General features: G+C 49.3%; 21 protein-coding genes. 3 read left to right on the plus strand and 18 right to left on the minus strand.

Going from position 1 to position 21,596, the window contains the following annotated elements:
* Positions 1-44 precede the first annotated feature (44 nt).
* The 9 genes from ACOBQJ_RS08430 to ACOBQJ_RS08470 form a co-directional block, all read right to left on the minus strand.
* Entirely contained in the window at positions 45-1,388 is a 1,344-nt protein-coding gene (locus tag ACOBQJ_RS08430) for an ammonium transporter (protein ID WP_421071304.1), read from the minus strand.
* Between the two features lie 142 nt (positions 1,389-1,530).
* Positions 1,531-1,869, minus strand: coding sequence for a P-II family nitrogen regulator (locus tag ACOBQJ_RS08435; RefSeq protein WP_421071305.1), 339 nt, complete (start codon positions 1,867-1,869; stop codon positions 1,531-1,533).
* Between the two features lie 409 nt (positions 1,870-2,278).
* Positions 2,279-3,412, minus strand: a complete 1,134-nt coding sequence (gene alr, locus ACOBQJ_RS08440) for an alanine racemase (RefSeq protein WP_421071306.1) — start codon at positions 3,410-3,412, stop codon at positions 2,279-2,281.
* A 641-nt stretch (positions 3,413-4,053) separates the two neighbouring features.
* Positions 4,054-5,172 carry an alanine dehydrogenase gene (gene ald, locus ACOBQJ_RS08445; protein WP_421071307.1) on the minus strand — a complete coding sequence of 373 codons (1,119 nt, stop codon included), beginning with the start codon at positions 5,170-5,172 and terminating at the stop codon, positions 4,054-4,056.
* Positions 5,173-5,257: 85 nt separating this feature from the next.
* The gene (locus ACOBQJ_RS08450; protein WP_421071308.1) at positions 5,258-6,853 is read right to left on the minus strand and encodes an NAD(P)H-hydrate dehydratase; all 1,596 of its coding nucleotides are present in this window, start codon (positions 6,851-6,853) and stop codon (positions 5,258-5,260) included.
* 2 nt (positions 6,854-6,855) lie between these two features.
* The gene (gene acpS / locus ACOBQJ_RS08455; RefSeq protein ID WP_421071309.1) at positions 6,856-7,254 is read right to left on the minus strand and encodes a holo-ACP synthase; all 399 of its coding nucleotides are present in this window, start codon (positions 7,252-7,254) and stop codon (positions 6,856-6,858) included.
* A 212-nt stretch (positions 7,255-7,466) separates the two neighbouring features.
* Positions 7,467-8,264, minus strand: coding sequence for a LytR/AlgR family response regulator transcription factor (locus ACOBQJ_RS08460; RefSeq protein ID WP_421071310.1), 798 nt, complete (start codon positions 8,262-8,264; stop codon positions 7,467-7,469).
* Entirely contained in the window at positions 8,239-9,576 is a 1,338-nt protein-coding gene (locus ACOBQJ_RS08465) for a histidine kinase (RefSeq protein WP_421071311.1), read from the minus strand. Before ACOBQJ_RS08465 ends, ACOBQJ_RS08460 begins: the two co-directional genes overlap by 26 nt.
* Before the next feature lie 83 nt (positions 9,577-9,659).
* Complete coding sequence (locus ACOBQJ_RS08470) at positions 9,660-10,619, minus strand: MBL fold metallo-hydrolase (protein WP_421071312.1); 960 nt, start codon at positions 10,617-10,619, stop codon at positions 9,660-9,662.
* A 396-nt stretch (positions 10,620-11,015) separates the two neighbouring features.
* Between ACOBQJ_RS08470 and ACOBQJ_RS08475 the strand changes: the two genes are divergently transcribed.
* Positions 11,016-11,639, plus strand: a complete 624-nt coding sequence (locus tag ACOBQJ_RS08475) for a copper amine oxidase N-terminal domain-containing protein (RefSeq protein ID WP_421071313.1) — start codon at positions 11,016-11,018, stop codon at positions 11,637-11,639.
* A gap of 132 nt (positions 11,640-11,771) precedes the next feature.
* The gene (locus tag ACOBQJ_RS08480) at positions 11,772-12,008 is read left to right on the plus strand and encodes a 4Fe-4S dicluster domain-containing protein (protein ID WP_421071314.1); all 237 of its coding nucleotides are present in this window, start codon (positions 11,772-11,774) and stop codon (positions 12,006-12,008) included.
* 3 nt (positions 12,009-12,011) lie between these two features.
* Here ACOBQJ_RS08480 and ACOBQJ_RS08485 read toward each other — a convergent pair whose 3' ends face one another.
* The 6 genes from ACOBQJ_RS08485 to ACOBQJ_RS08510 all read right to left on the minus strand — a co-directional run bounded on the left by ACOBQJ_RS08485 (position 12,012) and on the right by ACOBQJ_RS08510 (position 16,355).
* A complete protein-coding gene (locus tag ACOBQJ_RS08485; RefSeq protein WP_421071315.1) occupies positions 12,012-13,124 on the minus strand; it encodes a DUF4097 family beta strand repeat-containing protein in 1,113 nt (370 codons plus the stop codon).
* Positions 13,125-13,730: a hypothetical protein gene (locus ACOBQJ_RS08490; RefSeq protein ID WP_421071316.1), complete on the minus strand. Its 606-nt coding sequence runs from the start codon at positions 13,728-13,730 to the stop codon at positions 13,125-13,127.
* Positions 13,708-14,214 (minus strand): anti-sigma factor family protein, encoded by a 507-nt coding sequence (locus ACOBQJ_RS08495; protein ID WP_421071317.1) that lies wholly within the window; start codon positions 14,212-14,214, stop codon positions 13,708-13,710. Before ACOBQJ_RS08495 ends, ACOBQJ_RS08490 begins: the two co-directional genes overlap by 23 nt.
* Positions 14,150-14,764 (minus strand): RNA polymerase sigma factor, encoded by a 615-nt coding sequence (locus ACOBQJ_RS08500; protein WP_421071318.1) that lies wholly within the window; start codon positions 14,762-14,764, stop codon positions 14,150-14,152. Before ACOBQJ_RS08500 ends, ACOBQJ_RS08495 begins: the two co-directional genes overlap by 65 nt.
* Positions 14,765-15,197: 433 nt before the next feature.
* Positions 15,198-15,746, minus strand: a complete 549-nt coding sequence (locus tag ACOBQJ_RS08505) for an O-acetyl-ADP-ribose deacetylase (RefSeq protein ID WP_421071319.1) — start codon at positions 15,744-15,746, stop codon at positions 15,198-15,200.
* Positions 15,747-15,779: 33 nt separating this feature from the next.
* Positions 15,780-16,355 carry a flavin reductase family protein gene (locus tag ACOBQJ_RS08510; RefSeq protein ID WP_421071320.1) on the minus strand — a complete coding sequence of 192 codons (576 nt, stop codon included), beginning with the start codon at positions 16,353-16,355 and terminating at the stop codon, positions 15,780-15,782.
* A gap of 107 nt (positions 16,356-16,462) precedes the next feature.
* Here ACOBQJ_RS08510 and ACOBQJ_RS08515 point away from each other — a divergent pair, with 107 nt between their 5' ends.
* Positions 16,463-16,846 carry a RidA family protein gene (locus ACOBQJ_RS08515; protein WP_421071321.1) on the plus strand — a complete coding sequence of 128 codons (384 nt, stop codon included), beginning with the start codon at positions 16,463-16,465 and terminating at the stop codon, positions 16,844-16,846.
* Between the two features lie 15 nt (positions 16,847-16,861).
* On the opposite strand, the gene ACOBQJ_RS08520 is transcribed toward ACOBQJ_RS08515, so the two are convergent.
* The 3 genes from ACOBQJ_RS08520 to acs form a co-directional block, all read right to left on the minus strand.
* On the minus strand, positions 16,862-18,187 hold the full coding sequence (locus tag ACOBQJ_RS08520; RefSeq protein ID WP_421071322.1) for a DNA recombination protein RmuC: 1,326 nt from the start codon (positions 18,185-18,187) through the stop codon (positions 16,862-16,864).
* Between the two features lie 221 nt (positions 18,188-18,408).
* On the minus strand, positions 18,409-19,470 hold the full coding sequence (locus ACOBQJ_RS08525) for a phosphotransacetylase family protein (protein ID WP_421071323.1): 1,062 nt from the start codon (positions 19,468-19,470) through the stop codon (positions 18,409-18,411).
* A gap of 9 nt (positions 19,471-19,479) precedes the next feature.
* Positions 19,480-21,585 carry an acetate--CoA ligase alpha subunit gene (gene acs, locus ACOBQJ_RS08530; RefSeq protein WP_421071324.1) on the minus strand — a complete coding sequence of 702 codons (2,106 nt, stop codon included), beginning with the start codon at positions 21,583-21,585 and terminating at the stop codon, positions 19,480-19,482.
* Positions 21,586-21,596 lie beyond the last annotated feature (11 nt).

Raw genomic sequence — 21,596 nt, forward strand, 5'->3', positions numbered from 1 at the left:
TTTATCATATCTGATAACATTTGTCAATATAATTTAATATATTTTTACTTCCTTATATTTACCACCGGGTTTGAAGCCTGAAATGCGGGCGCCTGCATACCTGGCACAGCCGCTGTGTGAGCCGCGCTCTCCTCCACGTCGTAAAGAGGTGAGGCAACAAGTCCGGTGTAAGCGGGAATGCCGTGCTCAGTAATATCCAAACCTTCGAATTCTTCCTCGGCGGAAACCCTGATCCCGACAGTCTTTTTCATGGCGCTGAAAATTAAATATGTCGAGGCAAAAGCCAATACGGAGACTGAAAGCACACCTAAAGCCTGTACCGCCAGAAGACTGGCCCCGCCGCCGTATAAGATCCCGCCGTCCTGGGCAAATATCCCGACTGCGATAGTACCCCAGGTCCCGTTTACTCCGTGCACGGCGATAGCGCCAACCGGGTCGTCAGCCTTGATCCGGTCGAAAGCGCCTACCGCCAGAACGCAAAACACTCCTGCCGCCCCCCCGATGCACACGGCGCTGACAGGATGTACGAACGCGCAGCCCGCGGTTATAGCGGCCAACCCGGCCAGCGCCCCGTTCATGGCCATGCTGGGATCAGCCTTGCCGTACCTGAACATGGTAAAAAGTATGCCCGCCGTGCCGCCCGCAGCCGCGGCCAGGTTTGTATTAACAGCGATCCTGGCAATATTCATGTCCAGGCCGGAAAGCGAGCTGCCCGGATTAAACCCAAACCAGCCAAACCACAAAATGAACGTCCCGAGAAATGCCAGGTGCATATTATGGGCCGGGAGAACATTCATTGTCCCGTCCTCATTGTATTTGCCCGATCTTGGCCCGAGGACCATCACAGCGGCCAGTGCGCTCCAGCCGCCTACCGCGTGCACCACCGCGGAACCGGCAAAGTCAAGCATACCCAGTTTGCCGAGCCAGCCGTCCACACCCCAGACCCAGTGGCCGGCAAGGGGGTAAATCAATCCAGCGGCAAGGGCTGTATAAATTATGTAAGGGCGGAATTTCATCCGTTCAGCCACGGCTCCTGAAACAATAGAAGCCATTGCCATGGCGAACGCAGCCTGGAAAATCCAGTAGGCATAGATGGGAATCCTTAACTTGATATGTTCCAGGTTACCCTCGACGAAAAATCCGGTAGTGCCCAAAATTCCTCCCCTGTCAAGCCCGTACATGACAGCAAAGCCGACCGCCCAGTAGCTGAGCATGCCCACCGTGCTGTCAGTGAATACTTTCATGACGATGTTCAAGGAGTTTTTGGCCCTGATAAAACCAGCTTCAAGGAAGGCGAAACCACCTTCCATAAGGAAGACCAGGGCTGCGCAAAGCAGCACCCATACCGTATCGATACCTGACGCCAGATTGCCAATGCCTACTTCCATGCTCCGTTCCTCCTTATCAAAATTTATAAAAAATAAAAAAAGCGCAAACCTGGCACGAGTTCACTAAAAACAACCCGTGCGCAAGAGCGCCCTTGCCCTGCAGGAACCGTTTCCTGCCAGTTTTCAAATTTATTAATATTTCCTATATGGCATCATTGCCGGACTCCCCGGTCCTTATCCGCACCGCGTCTTCTACCGGAAAAACAAAAATTTTGCCGTCCCCTACCTCCCCGGTCCTGGCATTTTGACTGATAATTTCAGCGACAACTTCAACCTGGTGGTCCAGGAGCACTATTTCAATCTTTAATTTGGGCAAAAGGTTTATACTATATTCGTGTCCCCGGTAAACCCCGACCCTGCCCTTTTGCAGTCCGCACCCGACAACCTGTGTAACAGTCATCCCTTTTATCCCGTATTTACCCAGAGCATCCTTAACTTCCTCCAGTTTCTCAGGACGTATTATAGCCTCAACTTTTTTCACCCGCCAAAACAACCCCCTTGTTGTTTTAAAAAATAATACAATTAAGAATATAAAAACCCTGAATATCACTTCACGGGTGACATCAGGGCATCATTGACCTTCGACACATCCTCGTATCTAAACACATTATAACCTCAAAATTCCAACCTGACAAGAAAAACATATCTAAAATCATGAGGCCAGGTTTTATAATTTTCATTTAAAAAATTTCAATCTACATTCTTAGACATTTATCCCGAAGGTAATGGCTCAGACACAATCGAATTAAGCAAACATTATGAAATATGTGCATATAATGGCAAAATATATTTGCTCACGCCATTTGTGGAACTTTATATTTGAATGTCTCTTTTATTTGTGCCTGGTTATGTTCTTTTTTATTTTGGCTTTTTGCAGAATTTGATCTGTTTTAAGAATTTAGCCCAAGGAATATACGGGGGACGCGGTGGCTCACCATGCAGACAATTTCGTAATTTATGGTGCCCAGCATAGCGGCGACTTCGTCGGCCGTAATTTCCTGCTCTCCCTGGCGGCCGATGAGAACAGCCTCATCACCCACCTTGACACCGGGGATTTGGCCTACATCAACCATAAGCTGGTCCATACAGACCCTGCCCACTACAGGCGCCCGCTGTCCGTGCAGCAACGCGTACCCTTTTGATGAAAGCAGCCTGGAATAACCGTCGGCGTAACCCAGGGGCAGAGTGGCGATAACGGTGCTTTTTTCAGTCGTATAGGTGCACCCGTAGCTTACTTTAAAACCGGCGGGGACTTCCTTTACGTATGCTACTTTTGCCTTGAGGCTCATCACCGGGCGCAGTTTTATCACACTGTGATCCACCTCATCTGAAGGATACAGCCCGTATACTATAATGCCCGCCCTGACCAGGTCCAGGTGCGTATCGGGCATTTCCATCAGGGCGGCGCTGTTTGCGGCATGCTTTACAGGGATTTCAAGCCCGTTCCGGCGCAGTTCTTCAATCAGGGCAGTAAATTTAAAGAGCTGTTCCTGTGTGTATCCCTTATCGGCAGAATCGGAGGCGGCAAAGTGGGTAAATATTCCTTCCGCTTCCAGGTGCCGGTTACCGGCCAGTTCAAGAATATCCCTGACCGCGTCCGGCCCCGCAACCCAACCGATCCGCCCCATCCCCGTATCGATTTTGAAATGTATCCTGGCCCGCGTCCCTTCTGCAGCGGCCGCCCCTGCCAGGGCCAGGGCCATATCACGGGTATAGACAGCCTGTGACAGGCGTCCCCTGACAACATCACCTGACTGTTCAGGCGGCAGGTATCCCAGGATTAATATCGGAGCCTCGATTCCGGCCTCCCTCAGTGACAAACCTTCATCCACCCTGGCTACTCCAAGCCAGTCAGCTCCGCCGGCTAAAACAGCCCGGCTCGCTTCCGCTGCCCCATGACCGTAAGCATTGGCTTTTACCACTGCCATTACTTTAGCCGGGGCACTGGTTATCCTCCTGATTTCACTTATATTACTGGCCAGAGCATTTAAATCTATTTCCGCCCATACCGGAATAACAGACAAAAAAACGACACCTTCTTTTTAACAAATAACTTCATTAATAATATTCACATCTATAATAGTATTTCATCAATAAAAAACAAAACCCTGTTAAAAACAGGGTTGGGATAGCTAAAATTTAAGACAATGTCCGTTGCAAATATTATCTGTGCTGCGGGTCATGGCGGCTGTCCCAAAGCAAAAAGCAGTATACACTTAAATAGGCGGCCATCGTAACCAGAGAGAATATGAAGTATTTCACTGGTGACCCTCCTTTCGTTTTTGCCCGAATTTCTTAATCGGTGCTGATATACTAAAAATTTCGTCCAGCGAGATTGTCTGCCACGTTATTAAAATTATTCCTTTAATTATATTGTATACAATATTTCATAATACGCAATACTTTATACTGAATTCATTAATAATTTTTTTTAATAAAATTTTAAAATATCTTTATGGGGCAGTTCCCTGCTAATAAAATCGGTATTTTAATTTATAAATTTAGGAAATAATTGACAATCTATCCTTTAAATCGTTAAAAACAAAAGGAACCCTTAAATGAGAGTTCCTCAGAGTGTCGACAAATTAATACTGCAATATTGTTACAAGAGCCCGATTGTATTTGAAACGCCTCTAAATTGTACGTTAAGAACTGAGAGACATTCTTAGCTTAAAACCCCGTCCAGATCGCAGCATTCCATGTTCAGCGATTCACCCACCGCGCGGCAGGTAATATTCCCTTTAAAAACATTAACTCCCCGGGCAAGGGCGCGGTTGCCGAGGATTCCCTTCAAATATCCTTTGTTGGCGAGTTCCAGAGCGTACGGCAGGGTAGCGTTGGTCAGGGTAAAAGTTGATGTGCGGGCTACAGCACCGGGCATATTTGCCACCGCGTAATGAATAACGCCGTATTTCTCGTAAACAGGGTTGCTGTGAGTGGTGATCCGGTCTACAGTCTCTATCGAGCCGCCCTGATCAATCGCCACGTCAATAATTACAGAACCTCGCTTCATCTTTTTGACAAAATCCTCCGTTACCAGCTTTGGCGCCTTCGCGCCCACGATTAATACCGCTCCGATTAAAAGGTCCGCGTAACGGACGGAATGCTCAATATTGTACTGGTTTGAGATCAGGGTTTTAATCCTGTTCCCGTAAATGTCATCCAGATAACTAAGCCTTTCTGTGTTCCGGTCTATTATAGTAACCTGCGCTCCCATGCCCACGGCGATTTTAGCCGCGTTTGCACCCACCGTGCCGGCGCCGATAATAACCACATCCGCAGCGGGAACACCCGGCACACCGCCGAGCAGGATACCCCGGCTGCCGCACGGCTTCTCGAGAAAGTGCGCTCCGATCTGCACAGCCATCCTGCCGGCTATCTCGCTCATCGGCATCAGCAATGGCAGTGTGCCGTTGTCGAGCTGGATAGTCTCATAGGCAATTGCAATAACTTTCTTATCAACTAGTACACGTGTGAGTTCCGGCTCCCCCGCCAGGTGCAGGTATGTGAACAGGACCTGCCCCTCGCGCAGCAGTGAATATTCCTGGGGAAGGGGCTCCTTCACCTTCAATATCATCTCTGCCCCTTCAAATACTTCAGAGTGGGTCGCCAGCATTTCAGCGCCCGCTGTCATAAAGGCATCGTCGCTGATACCGCTGCCCAGCCCGGCGCCGGTTTCGATCATTACCCTGTGACCAGCCCCGGTCAAGGCCTGGACCCCCGCCGGTGTGATAGCGACACGGTCTTCATTTGACTTTACCTCTTTGGGTACCCCAACAATCAATGTTGACCCCTCCTGCTGATAAATTTGTTTATAAAATTTTTCATGATTAAATTTCTATAGTAACCGAGGGGTATATAAATTTTTTTCATGAAAAACTGTTTATAACCATATTTGTGCTTTGGCTACGGCATGGACCCGCCAGTTCCTTCGCTGCAGCCGGCAGGGCGGATATTATATCGCCGGCGATCAACCCCATCATGCCTTTTTCCCGCGCGGCAAGGTCGCCGGCCAGGCCATGGAAATACGCCCCGGCCGCGGCGGCGCGGACTGGTTTGAGCCCCTGCGCGATTAGTGAAGCAATAATTCCCGTCAGTACATCGCCGCTGCCGCCGGTGGCCATCCCCGGGTTTCCGGTAGGATTGATGTAAACAGCGCCGTCGGGCGCCGCCACCACTGTCCGGGAGCCTTTCAGCAGCGTTACCACGTTCCAGGTGGCCGCTGCTTTTACCGCGTTTCCGATCCTGTCTTCCTGAATATCCTTTGTCGGCGACCCCATCAGCCTGGCCATTTCGCCGGGATGCGGCGTTATTACAGCCGGAGCCTGTAATTTCCCAAGTATTCCGGCTTCCCCGGCCAGGGCGTTGAGCGCGTCGGCGTCCAGTACGAGAGGTATCTTTATGGAAGGCGCCAGTTCCCTTACCAATTTTACAACCTCGGGCGCCTGGGAAAGGCCCGGCCCTATGGCCAGCACATCCATGTTTTCAAGAAGCGGCATAATGCGCTGCCGGGCTTCCCTGCTCAGGCTGCCGCTTCCGTTGTCAGGCAGCGGGACAGTCATTACCTCGGTAAGTTTTGCCTCCATGATATCATGAATGGTTTCAGGAACCGCGACTGTGACCAGGCCGGCCCCTGACCTTAAGGCAGCTTCACCGGCCAGGCTGGCTGCCCCGGTCATCCCCCTTGACCCTGCTATTATCAGCACTCTCCCGAAATTACCTTTATGTGCGGGAGAGGGGCGTGGCGGCAGCCACTTTTTTACACATTCAGCTGTAATCAGATATCTTTGGGGAGCTTCCTTCTCCACTAAGACACCGGGCAGAGATATATCCGCTACCGTTATCTCGCCCGCGTGTTCAGCGCCCGGTTCAAGAAACAACCCTAACTTGGGCAGTCCAAATGTCACAGTATGATGCGCCCTGATACAAGGCCCGCTAACCCTGCCCGTAGCGGCCTCGAGCCCTGACGGGATGTCAACAGACACAATCGGCTTGCCGCTGTTGTTCAGCACATCGATGACACGGCCCACCTTCTCCCACATTTTGCCGTGAAAACCTGTCCCATAAATAGCGTCAACGATGAGGTCCGTGTTCATTAAGGCCAGCTTGACAATGTTTATCCCGTCACCCTGGTGGACAGAATAAACCTTCTGGTCCATTTTCCGCCATATATCATAGTTAACGGCCGCATCACCGCTGATTTCACCCGCATTCACGATAGAAAGCACTTTAACCTCGGCGCCCATGTTCAAAAGGTGACGTGCTATAACCAGGCCGTCCCCTCCGTTATTGCCTTTGCCAATAAAAATGGTAATTACCCTGCCCCGGACCCCGTCCAATACCCTCCGGATTAATTCGACTGCCTGGCGGCCCGCGTTTTCCATTAAAACCAGGCCTGATATGCCATAGTCCTCTATAGCCGCCCGGTCCAGCGCCTTCATTTCATCCCCAGTGACAATCCGCAAACTCAGAACACCTCCTCACCCGTCGCAATGGCGAAAGCCACAGCGTTTTCACGACTATGGGACATGCTGATCAGTATCGAGGCGATCCCTTTTTCTTTCGCTATCTCAGCCGCCGCCCCGTGCAGTGTGACCTCCGGGCGTCCGCCGTCCGGCCTCCTCACTTCCACATCTGTAAAGCTGCAGCCGGCCAGGCCTGTGCCCAGTGCTTTCAATACCGCTTCTTTGGCTGCAAAACGAGCTGCATAGCAGGAAAACCGGTCTCTTCTCTCATCGCAAAAACTTCTCTCGCCAGGAGTAAAAACCTTCTCTAAAAACCGGTCACCGATGCGCTCATAAGCTTGCTTTATCCTCGCAATCTCAATAATGTCAGTACCGGCGCCGATTATTCCGTGTTGCGGCATGTTACGCGATATCGCCAACACCCCATTTATTTAAAGATACCTGAAGATGTTCATGGCTCCACTTTTAGGATATTTTGATACTATTATTTTCTCCGGTAAATATAAAAAACCTGCCTGTTAAATGCAAATGTACAGCAGAAATGGAGTTTTCGCCCGCTGCTTAACTGATTTGCATTTAAATTCAGGCAGGACCTGAAAATCCCTGGCTGTTTTTAAAAACCTAATATCCTCCTCAGTTTTTTGGCCTGAGCCCGGCTAACCGGGACTTCGCTTCGTTCTTTATCTTCAACTATCAAGTTATAGGTGCCGTTGAAAAACGGGACAATTTCTTTTACTTTATGAAGGTTTACCAGGTAGCAGCGGTGCGTCCTGAAGAATATCTGCGGGTTCAGCCTTGCTTCCAGCTCTTTCAGGGTGAAACGGGTAAAAAGCTTATCAGACGCGGTTTTTATATAAACATTGTCCTGTTCAGTAAACGCATAGAAAATATCTGAACCGCTGACAAGTATGGTTTTCCCCTGTTTTTCAGCGGGCACACGGTCAATCTTCAGCAAGTTCTCGGTATGCACGGGCCCGTTTTCATTTACCCGCGGTGTGCGGTCTTCCCGGCTCAGTCCGGCAGGCACAGCGTCTCCCGCCACTTCGCGGGTGAGCTTTAACACCTTGTCAATGGCTTTTTTCAGGCGTTTAGGCTCCACCGGTTTTAAAATGTAATCTACAGCGTTAACGTCAAATGCAGATACCGCGAACTCATCAAAGGCTGTGACAAAAATGATATAAGGGCGGTTCGGCAAATCCTGAATGGCCGCGCCCAATTCAAGCCCGCTCATGCCCGGCATGGAAATATCCAAAAAGAGGACCTGGTAGTCAAGAGCTTTGATCAGAGTTAACGCTTCCTGGGCATTAGCTGCCTCGCCGACTATCTCAATATTTTCAAATTCACTTAAAGCATACCTTAGTTCCTGCCTGGCGGGGTATTCATCATCAATAATTAATGCTTTCAATTTCACTGGCGAATCCCCCTTTCTCGTGGCTTTCCTCGTTCAGGGGAATCCTGACGTAAACCTCGGTGCCCTTGTCGGTTTCACTTTCGATCTTCAGCCCGTATTCTTCTCCGTAAAGGCTTTTAAGCCGCTCGTTGACATTGCTTAACCCGACCCCGTTACCAGAGCCGAACCCAGGCAGCAGGACTTTGGGCAGCCTTTCATTGTCTATTCCCACGCCGTTATCCTTGATTACAAAAAGCATTTCCCCGTTAACAAGTTTGGCTGAGATCTGTACCGCCCCAGGGCCCATTTTGGGCTGGATACCGTGTTTCACCGCGTTTTCGACCAGCGGCTGCAGTGTAAGTACCGGCACCTTGTAGTCAAGCAGATCGGGGTCGATATTCCTCTGTATCTTAAGCTTCTCCCGGAAGCGGGCTTTCTCGAGAATAAGGTAAGTATTGACGTATTCTATTTCTTCCCTTAACGTGTTAAAATGCCCGTGCCTCTTTAATGTCTGGCGGAAAAAAGCAGCCAGGCGGATCAAGAGCTTTCTTGAAGTGTCCGGGTCAGTCCGGGTGTAGGTTATAATTGTATTTAAAGTATTAAACAAGAAGTGCGGGTTGATCTGGGCATGCAGGGCATCCAGTTCCGCTTTCGTCACCAACTGGGCCTGCCGGTCCAGTTCCGCCAGTTCCATTTGCAAGCCCAGCAGCTGTGCCACGGCTAAGGCCAGCTTCACCACCGAAGGCTGGAGATCCCCCTGGCAGGTCTGATAAAGCTTGACTGTACCGGCTACCTCGCCCTGGCAGATCAGCGGCGCTATGACAGCAGACTGCAGTGTGCAGTTTTTTTCAGGGCACTGTAGCCCTTTCTTGTCTTTGATTATAATTAATTCTCCTGTTTCCACAGCCTGTTTTGTGGCATAAGTAATAATAGGGCCGCCGGCTTTATGGTGATCGGAACACTCACCTATATATGCCAGCACCTTTTCGCGGTCAGTGATGGCCACTGCCGACACGTCGCTGAGCTTCAGGATGATTTCAGCGGTCTTGTATGCTGTTTCTTCATTTAGGCCGCGTCTGAGGTAGGGAAGTGTTTCGTTGGCAATCTGCAGGGTGGGATCGATAGGGTGATCATCCAGTTTTATTTTTATAACCCTGTGTTTCTGAATATATTCCACGACCAGGTAAGTGGCCAGGGCACTCGCCAGCAGCATCATGAGTACAACCAGCCATATGGCAGGTTTAAACAGCGCGACCAGCACCACCAGAAACAGTTGAATAAGGCCCCAGCGCATAATAATACCGCCGTTGATGCTTGTAAAATCTTTACTCATAACTCTACTCCCCTGTTAAAAACACTTACACAGCAAATAACAATTTCATATTTAATAATACTATTTTAATCTGCAGATCACAATCAGGCGCTGTTGGTAATACCCATGACTTTCTCCAGATAATGGTTTATGCCCTCCGCGTTAAGCCTTATATCAAGTCCCAGGAACTTTATAGCGGGATGTTCCCTGTCATTAAACCCGTATTCCGCAACCTGGCCCATCACCATTTCCCAGAGGGCTTTTTCAATTTCCCTGGCGCCGCCGCCGTCAGCAAGCACCCGCCTGCCAATCGTTTCAAAAATTATTACCTGTTCCTTGAGCCTGGTGAGAATAGAGCTTACGCCCCCCGCCCTGCCGAAATGAGTGAAGTAGATATATTCAAGGTCCAGCCTGCCGGCTCTATCCAGTGTCTCCATCGCCGCGGCCGGGTCAAATTCTGACGGCGGGGTGGAAAGCAGAGTAAAATCAGAGCCTGCCAGTTTGCTCAATGACTGAAAGCGCACGCCCAGGGCGTCGCCGCTGAAGACCCCCCGGCTGGCAGGGTCATGGACGACAAAATGATGTCGGGCGTGCCCCGGAGTATGATAAAAAATCAAGGTCCTGCCCCCGCCCAGATCAAGGGTTTCCCCATCTGCCGGAGTATAGACCCTTTCCCCGGGCACGGGTAATATTTCTCCAAAAAGCCTTTCAAAGCTGTCTCCATAAATCGCTCTGGCTCCGGCCACAAGCCTGGCCGGATCAACCAGGTGCCTGGCGCCCCTTGGGTGTGCCAATACCTTTGCCCGCGGTAATTCCCTGGTCATGGTACCAGCCCCGCCCGCATGGTCCAGGTGGATATGGGTGACTATGATGTAATCGACCTTTTCCGGCGGAATTCCGAGATTTTTCAGGGCTTTCATGATATAAAATGTACCCGGCGCGGGGCCAGTCTCTATCAGCGCCACTTTTTCCGCCGCGATGAGGTAGCAGGAGGTACGCTCAGGCTCCTGGTCGCAGACATCGATCTGATGAATATTGCACCCGAGATCAACGATTAACGGCATGGAGCAGACATCCTTTCATAACCGTCCTGGCCCGCTTATTATACAACGTTATATAAGAATTTATAGGGTTCCTCAAGCTTAGAATATCTGAAAAGTTTGAAGATTGTCAATAAAAATATTGATTTCTTATTTCTCACTCTCTACCATTAAGTACTTAATTGCGGAGGGAAAATTTTTGGGCTGAAATCACAAGTGAATTATTAAAAAACAAGGATTATGTTGTAAAATGTAGAATTTTCATAAAAAGGTTAATAAGGAGCGATAGTTATGATTAAATTTTATAAAAGTCATAAGCTGTGTGCCCAGTTGGTCCTGATGATTGCTTTATTAGCAGTGACATTTACCCTTGGCATTGATCCTGCGCTTGGGGCTTGACCCACCTGTAAAACTCAACCGGTGGTTGAGACAAACCCCGCAACTGACGTCGCGCCTGGTTCCGTTTCTTTGAATGGCAATGTCATTGACAGCGGCGGAAAAATTGACGAATACGGATTTATCTACTGGGGCGCTGGCACTGCTCAACAACAAACGGTTACCGTGGCCCGGGCCACACATACCGGCTTTTTTAACAAAACGATAAACTACCTGGAGCCCGGCACTTACTACTATAAAGCCTACGCCCAAAATACCAAAGGCCTCGCGGAAGGCGAAGTACACAGCTTTACCATCGCCGACAGGGCGATTAACGTGATTTTAGACGGTAAGACCATGGAATTCGAAGTACTGCCGTTCCTGGACCAGGGCCGGACCATGGTCCCGCTCAGGGCAATTTTTGAAGCGCTGGGAGCCGGCGTGCAGTGGGACGGCGAATCAAGAACGGTCACGGCAGTAAAGGACAGCCGGGAAATAAAACTTGTAATTGACGGGGCGGCATATATCAACGGCGCAGTGGTAAACCTGGACGTCCCGGCAAAGATTATAAACGAACGCACAGTGGTCCCGCTCCGGTTCGTGTCCGAGGCGCTGGGATGTACTGTCACATGGGATGAAAACAACAAGACTGTTACCATTACCCGTTAGCCGGCGGGATAAATAAGTTTAAAACTTAAAGCCCGGTGAAAGCCGGGCTTTAGTTTTAATCATATAAAATCAATATAAAGGAATACTTTAAGAATCCATTAAGTACATGCGAGATAATTAAGGAGATTTAACTTGACCAGACAATCAGCTTTTCCAGCAGTTAACCAAAAGCTCTGCAAGAAATGCGGCATCTGTATCAAAATATGTCCCAGGAAAGTGCTGGAACCGGACGCAGGCGGTTTACCTTACGCGGCCTGCCAGGAAAAATGCACTGCCTGTGATCTCTGCGCCTCACACTGCCCGGATTTCGCGATAGAGGTCATGCCGACTCCGGATAACTGCCTCTCCGGCAATGACAACAAGAAATAATCCTTAGAACGTGTTCACCTGGATACTGCCGTTTTCCGTAATCAGCCTGGCGCTGCCATTACCAGTTCCCAGTTTCAGCCGGTCGCTCCCGCTCTGGACCGCACCCGCATTGCTATCAGCGCCCATGCCGGAAATCCTGCCGTGGCTTGTCCTTGCCTCTATTTCAAGATTTGACGTGTTTGGCAGCCTGATGTTCAGCTTTCCCTGCATGCTTTGCAGAAAGTAGTTTTTATCCAGCGGCCTTTCTGACGCCAGTTCTATTGCGCCGTTTTCAGATTCCGCCACAACATCACCCCCGGGGTTCTCTATCCTGATTTCGCCGTTTTCCGTCGCGGCAGAGATGTTGCCCGAGATCCCGGCCGCTGTTATGCGTCCGTTTTCACTTTTCACTTCCAGGCTCCCATCCAAATCCCGCAGGTTGACCTTACCGTTTTCAGTCCGGACGGTGAAGCGTCCCTCCGCATTATCAGCTTCAATACTGCCGTTGGAAGATTGTGCCAGGACAATCAGGCCGGGGGGAATTTCAACTGTGAGGTTGACAACCCCGTTGAAGCCACGGGAAGTGCCTTCGCGTTCGGCTATAATCCTGGTGGTCATGCCTTTCTCTATAATTATTTCTTTACTTTCCGCTTCCGTCCTGGCTTTTTCTTCCGTGGAACCGTAAGAGATTATCTCTGCCGTCGCCCGCAAAATACCGTCTTCGCTTGCCCTTATCCGCAGCGTTCCGTTTTCGTTTTCCAGCTCCAGCCGCGAGCCTTCAGCTGGAGTAAACGGTTCCGCCTGCCAGTGCCTGGTGTAGCTTATGCGTTCTCTGAAGACAGTATCGTCCAGGATACTGTCAATATCGGCTGAATATACGGCACTTGCTGCAGAACCAGCCAAAACCACGGCCCCGATTAACAAAACACTGGGAATATGAAATACTACCTCGCTTTCCTTGTTCCACATCCTTCTGATGAAGTATTCCAAACCAAGGCAGATTAAAAGTAATGGCCATAATTTCCAGATATTCTGCAGTGACGGCAAACCTCCAAAGTTATAAACCAGCATGCCCAGTCCGATACCGACCAGCCCCAGAGCAAGTGTTACGGTGCCTGCTTTGACTTTTTCAGCCATCTATTCTTTCCTCCCCGCGTTGCGATATAGTATATAAATGCCAAGTCCTAAAATCAGGGCAGGTGGAATTATTTTACGCATGTAGTAGTGATAGGCGTAAGACTGCGGCAGCAGGTTGCCGGCCAGGGCAATCGCCCCCAGAAAAATAAAACCGTAGCCCAGCAATACATGCCTCGACTCAAAGGCTTCCATTTCAAAAAGCAGCTTATCCTCCACCTGCTGACCGTCATTGATTTTCTTTAAAAGCTGCAGGGTGTCAAAAACCGTGTAAAAGAATGCCACCGGCAGAACAAAGGCTGTTATCTGTCCAAAATTAAGCGCTGCAGCTATAAAGATGGTACCATAAAAAATCACCATTGCCTGCAGGCCCCGGCGCATCAAACCAAGATAGAGGTAGCCGACACCCGGTATCATGGACAGTAAAAATACCAGCCAGGGCTTTTTATAACTCTGCCCCTTGTCTGAAGTTTGCGCAATCTTTGCCTCCAGGCAGCCGGCGCAATACTGTTCCCCCCCGAGCACAACCAGGCATGTCTCGCATATCGGTTTATGGCAAAACGAGCAGATGGCTGTAGCTTCCTGGTCACTGTGATGGGCGCACTTCATTTTGATTCAACTCCTTTAATATTAGCTGCGGACTTATGTTGCCGGCTGTATCATAGGCCTGGTTTATTACTACTCCAGATGTTTTCAGGCAGACCTGGACCGCGGCGTTCATCTTCTGGGCTGCCAGGTTGAAGTTTTGATAGTCAAAAAAGTTTCCCCCGCTGAAGAATATAACCAGTGTTGCGGCCGCGGCCGCGGCAAGATCCCGGTAAAAAATCAACTTTGAGGGGGCCCTTTCTTTTAACTGAGTCTTTGTAACCGGTGCGGTTTTTTTAATCCTGCCGGTCACCGCCGCGGCAAAGTCCGGCGGAGCGGTTTCACCCGGCAGCCTGGAGAGCATTAAATCCAGTTCGGCCAAAGCGAACAAATCCGCCCGGCAGGAAGGACAGACAGCCAGGTGTTCCTCGAATTGAGCCTGGTTAAATAAGTAATATTCTTTGGCCAGGTAGTTTGCCAGGTTGGCTCTCACGGCTTTGCAATTCACCAGACTCACCTCCGATAAGCTTTTTCTTTAGAATCAATTTGGCCCGGTAAAGCCTGGTGGCCACCGTCTTAACCGGCTGATTGAGGACCTCCGCGATTTCTTTGTATCTCAGTTGCTGGTAGTGATGAAGAATAATAACAATCCGGTAGTGCCGGGGAAGGCTGATAAGCGCCTCCCGGACTCTCCGGCTTTCCTCCCTCCTGATGGCCAACTCCTCAGGGCTGTCCCGGCTGTCCCCAAACTGTACGTTCTCCTCAATAGTTGCTGCAGTTTTCTCTTTCTCAGCCTTCCTTTTTCGCAAGAAGTCCAGGCACTTGTTGGAGGCCACACGGTACACCCAGGTGCTGAATATGGATTCGCCCCTGAAACCGGGGAGCGCAATGTAAATCTGCATAAATATTTCCTGGGCGATATCCAGTGCGTCTTCCCTGTTATTCACCATTTTGGACGCAAGGTTAAAAACTTTGTGCTGGTAGCGCTGGACCAGGGCCTCGTATGCTGTTAGATCACCTTTTTGGGCCATTGCCACCAGCAGCTCGTCCTTTTCCATGCGCACACCCTCTTCCCGCCGCTCCTGTAATTTTAGACGTGCCTAAGGGTAATTATACTTCACCCTAAAGTAAAAATTCTTTATAAAATATTAGGCGCCTAAGAGGCGCCCATGAGTTAAAACAAACTGATCCTGCAAAGTCCATGGTGTTTAAACCTGCTGCTCCATTGCGACGTAAGAACTGTAGGTGCGGCTTCAGCCGCACATTGGTCGGCTTAAGCCAACCCGGACACACCTTTCTCACAGGCATTCCTGCATTATGAGGAATGTCCCCGATTGGAATGGCGGGTTAAAACCCGCCCTACAATGGAATACCTTCGATACCCGCGACACACGTCACACGTCCCGCGAACCAAATTTCAAGCAGGTTCTCAACGCCATGGAAACTTTTTCTGCAACCTGAGACGTCTTTAGGGCGCTCATTAGTTAGAAGTTAAATACTGCTAATTTCCTCCCAGGCAGTTTCAAACTCTTTCAGTACCGGGGCGCTGAAGAGGACGAAACGCACCTCTTCAAAAACCGGATTACTGCTGACAAAGTCCCTCACCTCGCGGAGTGCTATCCTGGCCGCCCGGTCCACGGGAAAACTGTATATGCCGGTGCTGACGGAGGGAAAGGAAACTGACCGGATGCCCTTTTCCCTGGCCAGGGTGAGGCTGCTCCGGTACGCGCTGCGCAGCAGTTCGTCCTCACCTCTTTTACCGCCAGACCACACCGGGCCGACCGTATGTATTACATAGCGGGCCTTCAGGCGGCCGCCGCTGGTTATAACCGCCCTGCCGGTCGGCAGGGTCCCCTGCCTGGCCCGGATCTCCTTGCACTCGGCCAAAATTTGAGGCCCGCCGGCGCGGTGGATGGCGCCGTCCACACCGCCGCCGCCCAGCAGTCCCGAATTGGCGGCGTTCACTATCGCCTCGGTCTCCTGCCGGGTGATATCCCCCATTATTAATTTAATAAGCGTTTTTCCGATAAAAGCTTCCATAAAAGCAAAACCTCCTTTATGTTTACTTTTAATTTAACGCGGCATTTCCTTTTTTGAATAACCGTAATAACCTATTTTCTTGGATATCAACCTGTATTCACCGGTGCAGTAACCATAGGGTTCAATCAATTCGAAATCGGGCCGCCCCTTTTCGTCCAGCACGTCCTTATTAAAATGGACCGCCAGGACCTCCCCGACAAACACATCATGGCTGCCCAGTGAAATTACCTGCTTTACCCTGCACTCGACATTGACCGGGCATTCCGCGATTAAAGGAGCTTTTACATACTGCGCAGGCACGGGGGTCAGGCCTGTCTCTTTAAACTTATCCACTTCCTTCCCGGACACGGTGCCGCAGTAGTCAACCACAGCGACCTGAGACGCCGAGGGAATGTTGATCACATATTCTCCGGACTCCTTGATCAAATTGTAAGAATGCCTGCCCACTGGACGCACGCTTATATAAACGACCGGAGGTTCCGAGTTCATGATCCCTGTCCAGGCTATGGTTATTATATCGGGATCGCCTCCCTCCAGGCGGGACGTCACAAGCACGGTCGGGACGGGGAAAAGGACGGTTGAAGGGCCTTTAGTAATTTTATTATTCATGACACAACCCCTTTGTTTTATCTTTTTTTTAAATCATTATATACTAAAATTTATTAAAACCAGAAATTCTATACGATATAATAAGTAAAATATGGAGGTTAAAAAAAATGGGTAAGCTTATCGTTTCCACTAAAAAAGCCCCCGCAGCCATTGGGCCTTACTCCCAGGCTGTAAGGCTGGGGAATTTAGTCTTTACCTCGGGCCAGATCCCGGCAGACCCGGCCAGCGGTGAAATAGTGCCTGGCGGCGTTGAAGCGCAGGCGCGGCAGGTGTTAAAAAACCTGGGAGAGGTCTTAAGCGCGTCTGGCGCCTCGCTGGATAATGTCCTGAAAACGACGCTTTTTATCAAAAACATGGATGATTTTGCGCTGATTAACACGATCTACGCTGAATTTTTCAATAACGAGCCGCCGGCCCGTTCCTGCGTGGAGGTTGCCAGGCTGCCCAAAGATGTGTTGATCGAAATGGAAGCTGTGGCGTATATCCCGTAAACGGCAAACATCCTATCAAACAATTTCATTTTCCCCGTTTTCACCAAGCAGTACAACCGCTTCTGACGCGGGCAGTCCCTCCACAGTCTTTAATTTTCTCTCTATCGTACGGGATTTTCTAGCTGCGCTGTCTATTGTATTGCTGGCCTCCTGCAGCTTTTTATGGGTTTTTTCAAGTATCTCGCTGAATTTGCCGAACTCGGTTTTTACAGCTCCAAGCAGCGCCCAGACCTCGCTCGACCGTTTCTCAATGGCCAGGGTCTGGAAGCCGACCTGCAGGCTGTTCAGCAGGGCTGAAAGGGTGGTGGGCCCGGTCACGATCACCCGGCAGTCTCTAAGCAGCGCGTCACAGAGTCCAGGCCTGCGGATTATTTCGGCAAACAGCCCCTCCGTAGGCAGAAACATGACGCCGAAATCAGTCGTGTGCGGCGGGTCTATATATTTTTCCTTTATATTTCTCGCTTCCGCTTTAATCCTTGTCTCCAGCTGTTTTGACGCCTGGTCGGCCAGAGCCGGATTGGCCTGTTCCTGTGCTTCGATCAGCCTCTGGTAGTCTTCCTGCGGGAATTTTGCGTCTATCGGCAGCCAGACAATTTTCTTGCCGGGATCCCTGCCCGGCAGCCGGACGGCAAACTCTACCCGCTCGCCGCTGCCTTTTTTGGTGGCCACGTTTTTGTCGTACTGCTCGTTAGTTAGTATCTGTTCGAGCAGGCCAGCCAGGGAGATCTCACCCCAGACGCCCCTGGTCTTGACATTAGTCAAAACTTTTTTCAAATCGCCCACCCCGGCAGCCAGGGACCGCATTTCACCCAGTCCTTTATGTACAAGTTCGAGACGTTCGCTGACCAGCATGAATGATTCCCCCAAGCGCTTTTCCAGTGTTTCGTGCAGTTTCTCGTCAACAGTGGCTCTCATCTGCTCCAGCTTGTCATTGTTGTCCTTCTGCAGGCGGATCAATTTTTCCTCGACCGTGTTCCTCATCTGTTCCAGCTTCTGCTCGTTGCTGCGGGTCAAAACATTTATCTGGCTGGAAAAGGTGTCCAGCTGGTTTTTCTGCAGCGTGGCGTTCTCGGTCAAACGCGCCAGCAGAGAGTCGCCGAGCATCTTCAGGGAAGCGTTTACTTCGTCCCTTAGCCGCCTGGCGTTATTGCCGTCTTCTTCCCTGCTCCTGACGATCTCATCCCTGACCATTCTTTCAGTTTTTTCCACGTTTTTTTCCAGCGAGGCAAAATCAGATGAAAACCCTGAAGAGCCGCCCCGCCGGCCCTGGAAGAACAAAACGACTAAAAGCACAATAATTATAATTTCCAGGGCTGCCTGGATCAAAAAACTGATATCCATAAAACTGCACCGCTTCCTTTAGTCTGAATCTTTTTTATATGTTCAAGTTTATAGAAGAAAAATCCTTTAAATTTGGCGCCGGGTACCTATTCCAGTTAATCTATCCAGTTGGGTAAACACAATGACAGGATTTAAGGTTTAAGATCTGCATAATTTTTTATGAAATATAGTAAAAAACGAAAGCCCCCAGAAGGGGCTCGGGTTGTGGGAAGTTAGTAGTCTTATTGAAATGTTTCAATATTATCAATAATAGACTTCCAGTCACAGTATTTTTCTATATTTTCCAGCGCCACATTGATACTTTCTTTGTCAGTAGGTTGGATGTGCCTGCTAACCTGGGCTAATTTCTCGATTGTAGTATAGGTGTCAAAATGAACCAGTATAATGGGCACTCTTTTTTCTTCAGCCCGTGCTATAACTTTTACATCAGGATAAAGCCCGCCGGTTAAAATTAAAACAGAAGTACTTGTTTCAAGTGCTGCCAGGGCAAGGTCAGCCCTATCGCCACCAAGAATCACTGCTTTATTTGCGGCACGACGCAGATAGGTCAGGGCACTTGCCATAGTCATAGCGCCAACAATTAAATCTTCAACCAGCAGGTTCAATCTCTCGTGAGCGGCTAAAATCTCCCCGCCGAGTACATCATAATACTCGCCAACTGTTGGTGCAGCGATTTCAGGCCGGGTTGGGAAGACGCCCAATGTTTTATAACCTAGCTGCTCAAGTATAGGTCGGTAGATACCGTCGGTTTTGGCACATAACGGTCTCGGAACATTGCTAAAGATAGTGCCTGTAACGGAAATGCCTTCGAGAGCCAGGTGCCTATTCAGAAAGATAGCATTGTCCAAGCTATAATCGTTTTCTGCTTTTAGTGTCAACAATACTGAAGATCCCATTTTTTTAGCCAGGGTTATACTGTCTATGCCACAACTGCTCAGGATATCGACCGATAGTGCCCCATCAATAAGCATAATTTCATTACCTTTGGATACCTGGTCATAAGCTTCCATAATAATCGAAAAGGCATCATTTAAATTTCCTTTTGCACTTAGGTAAAAGGAGCTTGTAGCAATAGGTGCTATCTTTTCCAGGGGCACATTCAGACCAAGGACTTCCTTCATAAGGATGGCGTCGAGTTCTACCTTGCCGGCTATCTTCCGGCCGTTTGCCACTGGCTTAAAATAACCGACCTTATAACCTTCCTGCTGGAGCTTTTGGGCCAGTCCAAGAGCTACAACTGTTTTTCCACTGCCTGGAGTACCCATAATATATAGACTTTTCATTTCATCACCTCATGATATAGTTATTTTAATATCGAGGGCAGAAAGACCCTCATCATACGCAAACACTGGATTGATATCCATCTCGGTAATTTCCGGGAAATCGGTAACCAGCTTCGCCGCCCGCTTAATCACGTCCACCACTGCCGAAATGTCCCTGGGAGCCTCACCCCGGTAGCCTTTTAACAGGGTATATGCCTTCGTCTCTGCCAGCAATTCTTCAATTTTCTTTTCATCAGTTAAGTTGCTTGCCAGACGGAATGATACATCTTTTAAAAGATTGACGTAGATCCCGCCCAGCCCGAAAGCAATTAGGGGGCCGAACTGTACGTCCCTGGTCATTCCAATAATTAATTCCGTTCCATTGGGCATCATTTTTTGAACTTCGATGCCATGGATAATGACCTTTGGCAGGCAATAGCTAACTCTTTCCATAATTTCCATGAATGACTTTTTTACTTCCTCAGATGAATTAATTCCAACTTTTACCCCACCTACATCCGATTTGTGTATAATTTTCGGAGAAGCCACCTTTAACACCACGGGATACCCCATCTTATCAGCAACTTCTGCGGCTTCCTCGGCGGTAGAGGTCATTACAATAGGCGCGGTGGGAATACCATAAGCTTTTGCCACTTCAGCCGATTCACTGCCAAGCAAAGTCAGGCGATGATCCTTTAACACATCATAGAAGACTGCCTTAACTGTTCTTTTGTCTACCTCAAATGTATCACGGGCCTCTTGGATCTTTAATGAACTACGGTATTTACTGTAAATATTTAGTCCTCTGATACTGTCAATGGCTGGTTCAGGGAATGTATAGCAGGGAATCCCCGCTTCAGAAAGGAGGTTTGCACCCCTGGCCAGCAATTGCCCTCCTGTATAAGCGGCAAAAATTGGTTTGCCAGGATGAGTATCCCTTGCATTAACAACTATTTTGGATATTTCCAAGGGTTGGGTTACCGCTGTGGGACACATTAGTACCAGTATACTGTCGACGTTGGGGTCGTCAAGCAGTTTATTCAGGGCAAATTCATAACGTTCAGGTTTTGCGTCTCCAAGGACATCTACCGGGTTATAGATTCCGGCTTCCTTTGGCAGGTTGCTGCGTAGTTCTTCAATGGTGCTCTTATCAAAGCGGGCCATGGTAAGACCCTTTAATTCTATATTATCCGTGGCGATGATGCCCGGGCCACCTGAATTAGTGACAATACCTATTCTGTCTCCGGCAGGGATCTCAGATTTTGAAAAAGCTATGGCAAGGTCAAAAAGTTCTGTCATTGTCCGGGCCCTTATAATACCGCACTGCTCAAATGCCGTATCGTAGGCCAGGTCACTGCCTGCCAGAGCGCCGGTATGGGATGAAGCCGCCTTGGCGCCTGCCTCACTTACACCCGACTTCAGAATAATTATTGGTTTTTTCTTCGTGGCCCGTCTAGTTACTTCAAGAAAGCGGGGACCGTCAACTATATCTTCAAGATAGCACAAAATAACTTTAGTATAAGGATCATTGGCGGCATCTTCGATAAAATCAATTTCAGAGAGGTCTGCCTTGTTTCCGAGGCTGACTACTTTACTATAACCTAGCCCGACAGAACTACTCCAGTCCATTATTGCCAGGAGCATGGCGCCGCTCTGGGAGATTAGGGCCATTTCTCCTTTTTTGGGAAACATGCCGGCAAATGAGGCGTTGATGGGATTATAAGTATCCATTATACCCACACAGTTTGGCCCCAGCAGGCGCATACCAAATTTACCGCAGATTTCAATCAGTTTCTTCTCTATATCCAGTCCCTCTTTACCAATCTCCTTAAACCCAGCTGTTATGACGATTATAGCCTTGACTCCTTTTTGGCCACAATCCTTTGCCGCCGCCAGCACATGTGCCGCCGGTACTGATATAATGGCCATATCCACTTCACCGGGAACGTTGTTTATATTGGAAAAACAAGCCATTCCCTCAATTTCACTCTCTCTTGGGTTAATTGGATAGATTATCCCCTTGTAGCCGCTGTCTATTATATTCCTTACAATTGCGTTACCGATTTTGCCTGGTGTTTTTGAGGCACCGACCACGGATACGGATTTAGGCGCAAAAAAGCTAGTTAAATCGGACATTGCAAAAAATC

Origin of the sequence: Pelotomaculum propionicicum (genome assembly GCF_048984525.1) — a bacterium.
GTDB classification, from domain to species: domain Bacteria; phylum Bacillota; class Desulfotomaculia; order Desulfotomaculales; family Pelotomaculaceae; genus Syntrophopropionicum; species Syntrophopropionicum propionicicum_A.

Coding starts and splice junctions, on each gene's coding strand:
- acs (WP_421071324.1), bottom strand. CDS start 21,585: ATGTCCGATTTAACTAGCTTTTTTGCGCCTAAATCCGTATCCGTGGTC.
- acpS (WP_421071309.1), bottom strand. CDS start 7,254: ATGCCGCAACACGGAATAATCGGCGCCGGTACTGACATTATTGAGATT.
- ACOBQJ_RS08485 (WP_421071315.1), bottom strand. CDS start 13,124: ATGGCTGAAAAAGTCAAAGCAGGCACCGTAACACTTGCTCTGGGGCTG.
- ACOBQJ_RS08490 (WP_421071316.1), bottom strand. CDS start 13,730: ATGAAGTGCGCCCATCACAGTGACCAGGAAGCTACAGCCATCTGCTCG.
- ACOBQJ_RS08470 (WP_421071312.1), bottom strand. CDS start 10,619: ATGCCGTTAATCGTTGATCTCGGGTGCAATATTCATCAGATCGATGTC.
- ACOBQJ_RS08465 (WP_421071311.1), bottom strand. CDS start 9,576: ATGAGTAAAGATTTTACAAGCATCAACGGCGGTATTATTATGCGCTGG.
- ACOBQJ_RS08525 (WP_421071323.1), bottom strand. CDS start 19,470: ATGAAAAGTCTATATATTATGGGTACTCCAGGCAGTGGAAAAACAGTT.
- ACOBQJ_RS08520 (WP_421071322.1), bottom strand. CDS start 18,187: ATGGATATCAGTTTTTTGATCCAGGCAGCCCTGGAAATTATAATTATT.
- ACOBQJ_RS08510 (WP_421071320.1), bottom strand. CDS start 16,355: ATGAATAATAAAATTACTAAAGGCCCTTCAACCGTCCTTTTCCCCGTC.
- ACOBQJ_RS08515 (WP_421071321.1), top strand. CDS start 16,463: ATGGGTAAGCTTATCGTTTCCACTAAAAAAGCCCCCGCAGCCATTGGG.
- ACOBQJ_RS08505 (WP_421071319.1), bottom strand. CDS start 15,746: ATGGAAGCTTTTATCGGAAAAACGCTTATTAAATTAATAATGGGGGAT.
- ACOBQJ_RS08500 (WP_421071318.1), bottom strand. CDS start 14,764: ATGGAAAAGGACGAGCTGCTGGTGGCAATGGCCCAAAAAGGTGATCTA.
- ACOBQJ_RS08430 (WP_421071304.1), bottom strand. CDS start 1,388: ATGGAAGTAGGCATTGGCAATCTGGCGTCAGGTATCGATACGGTATGG.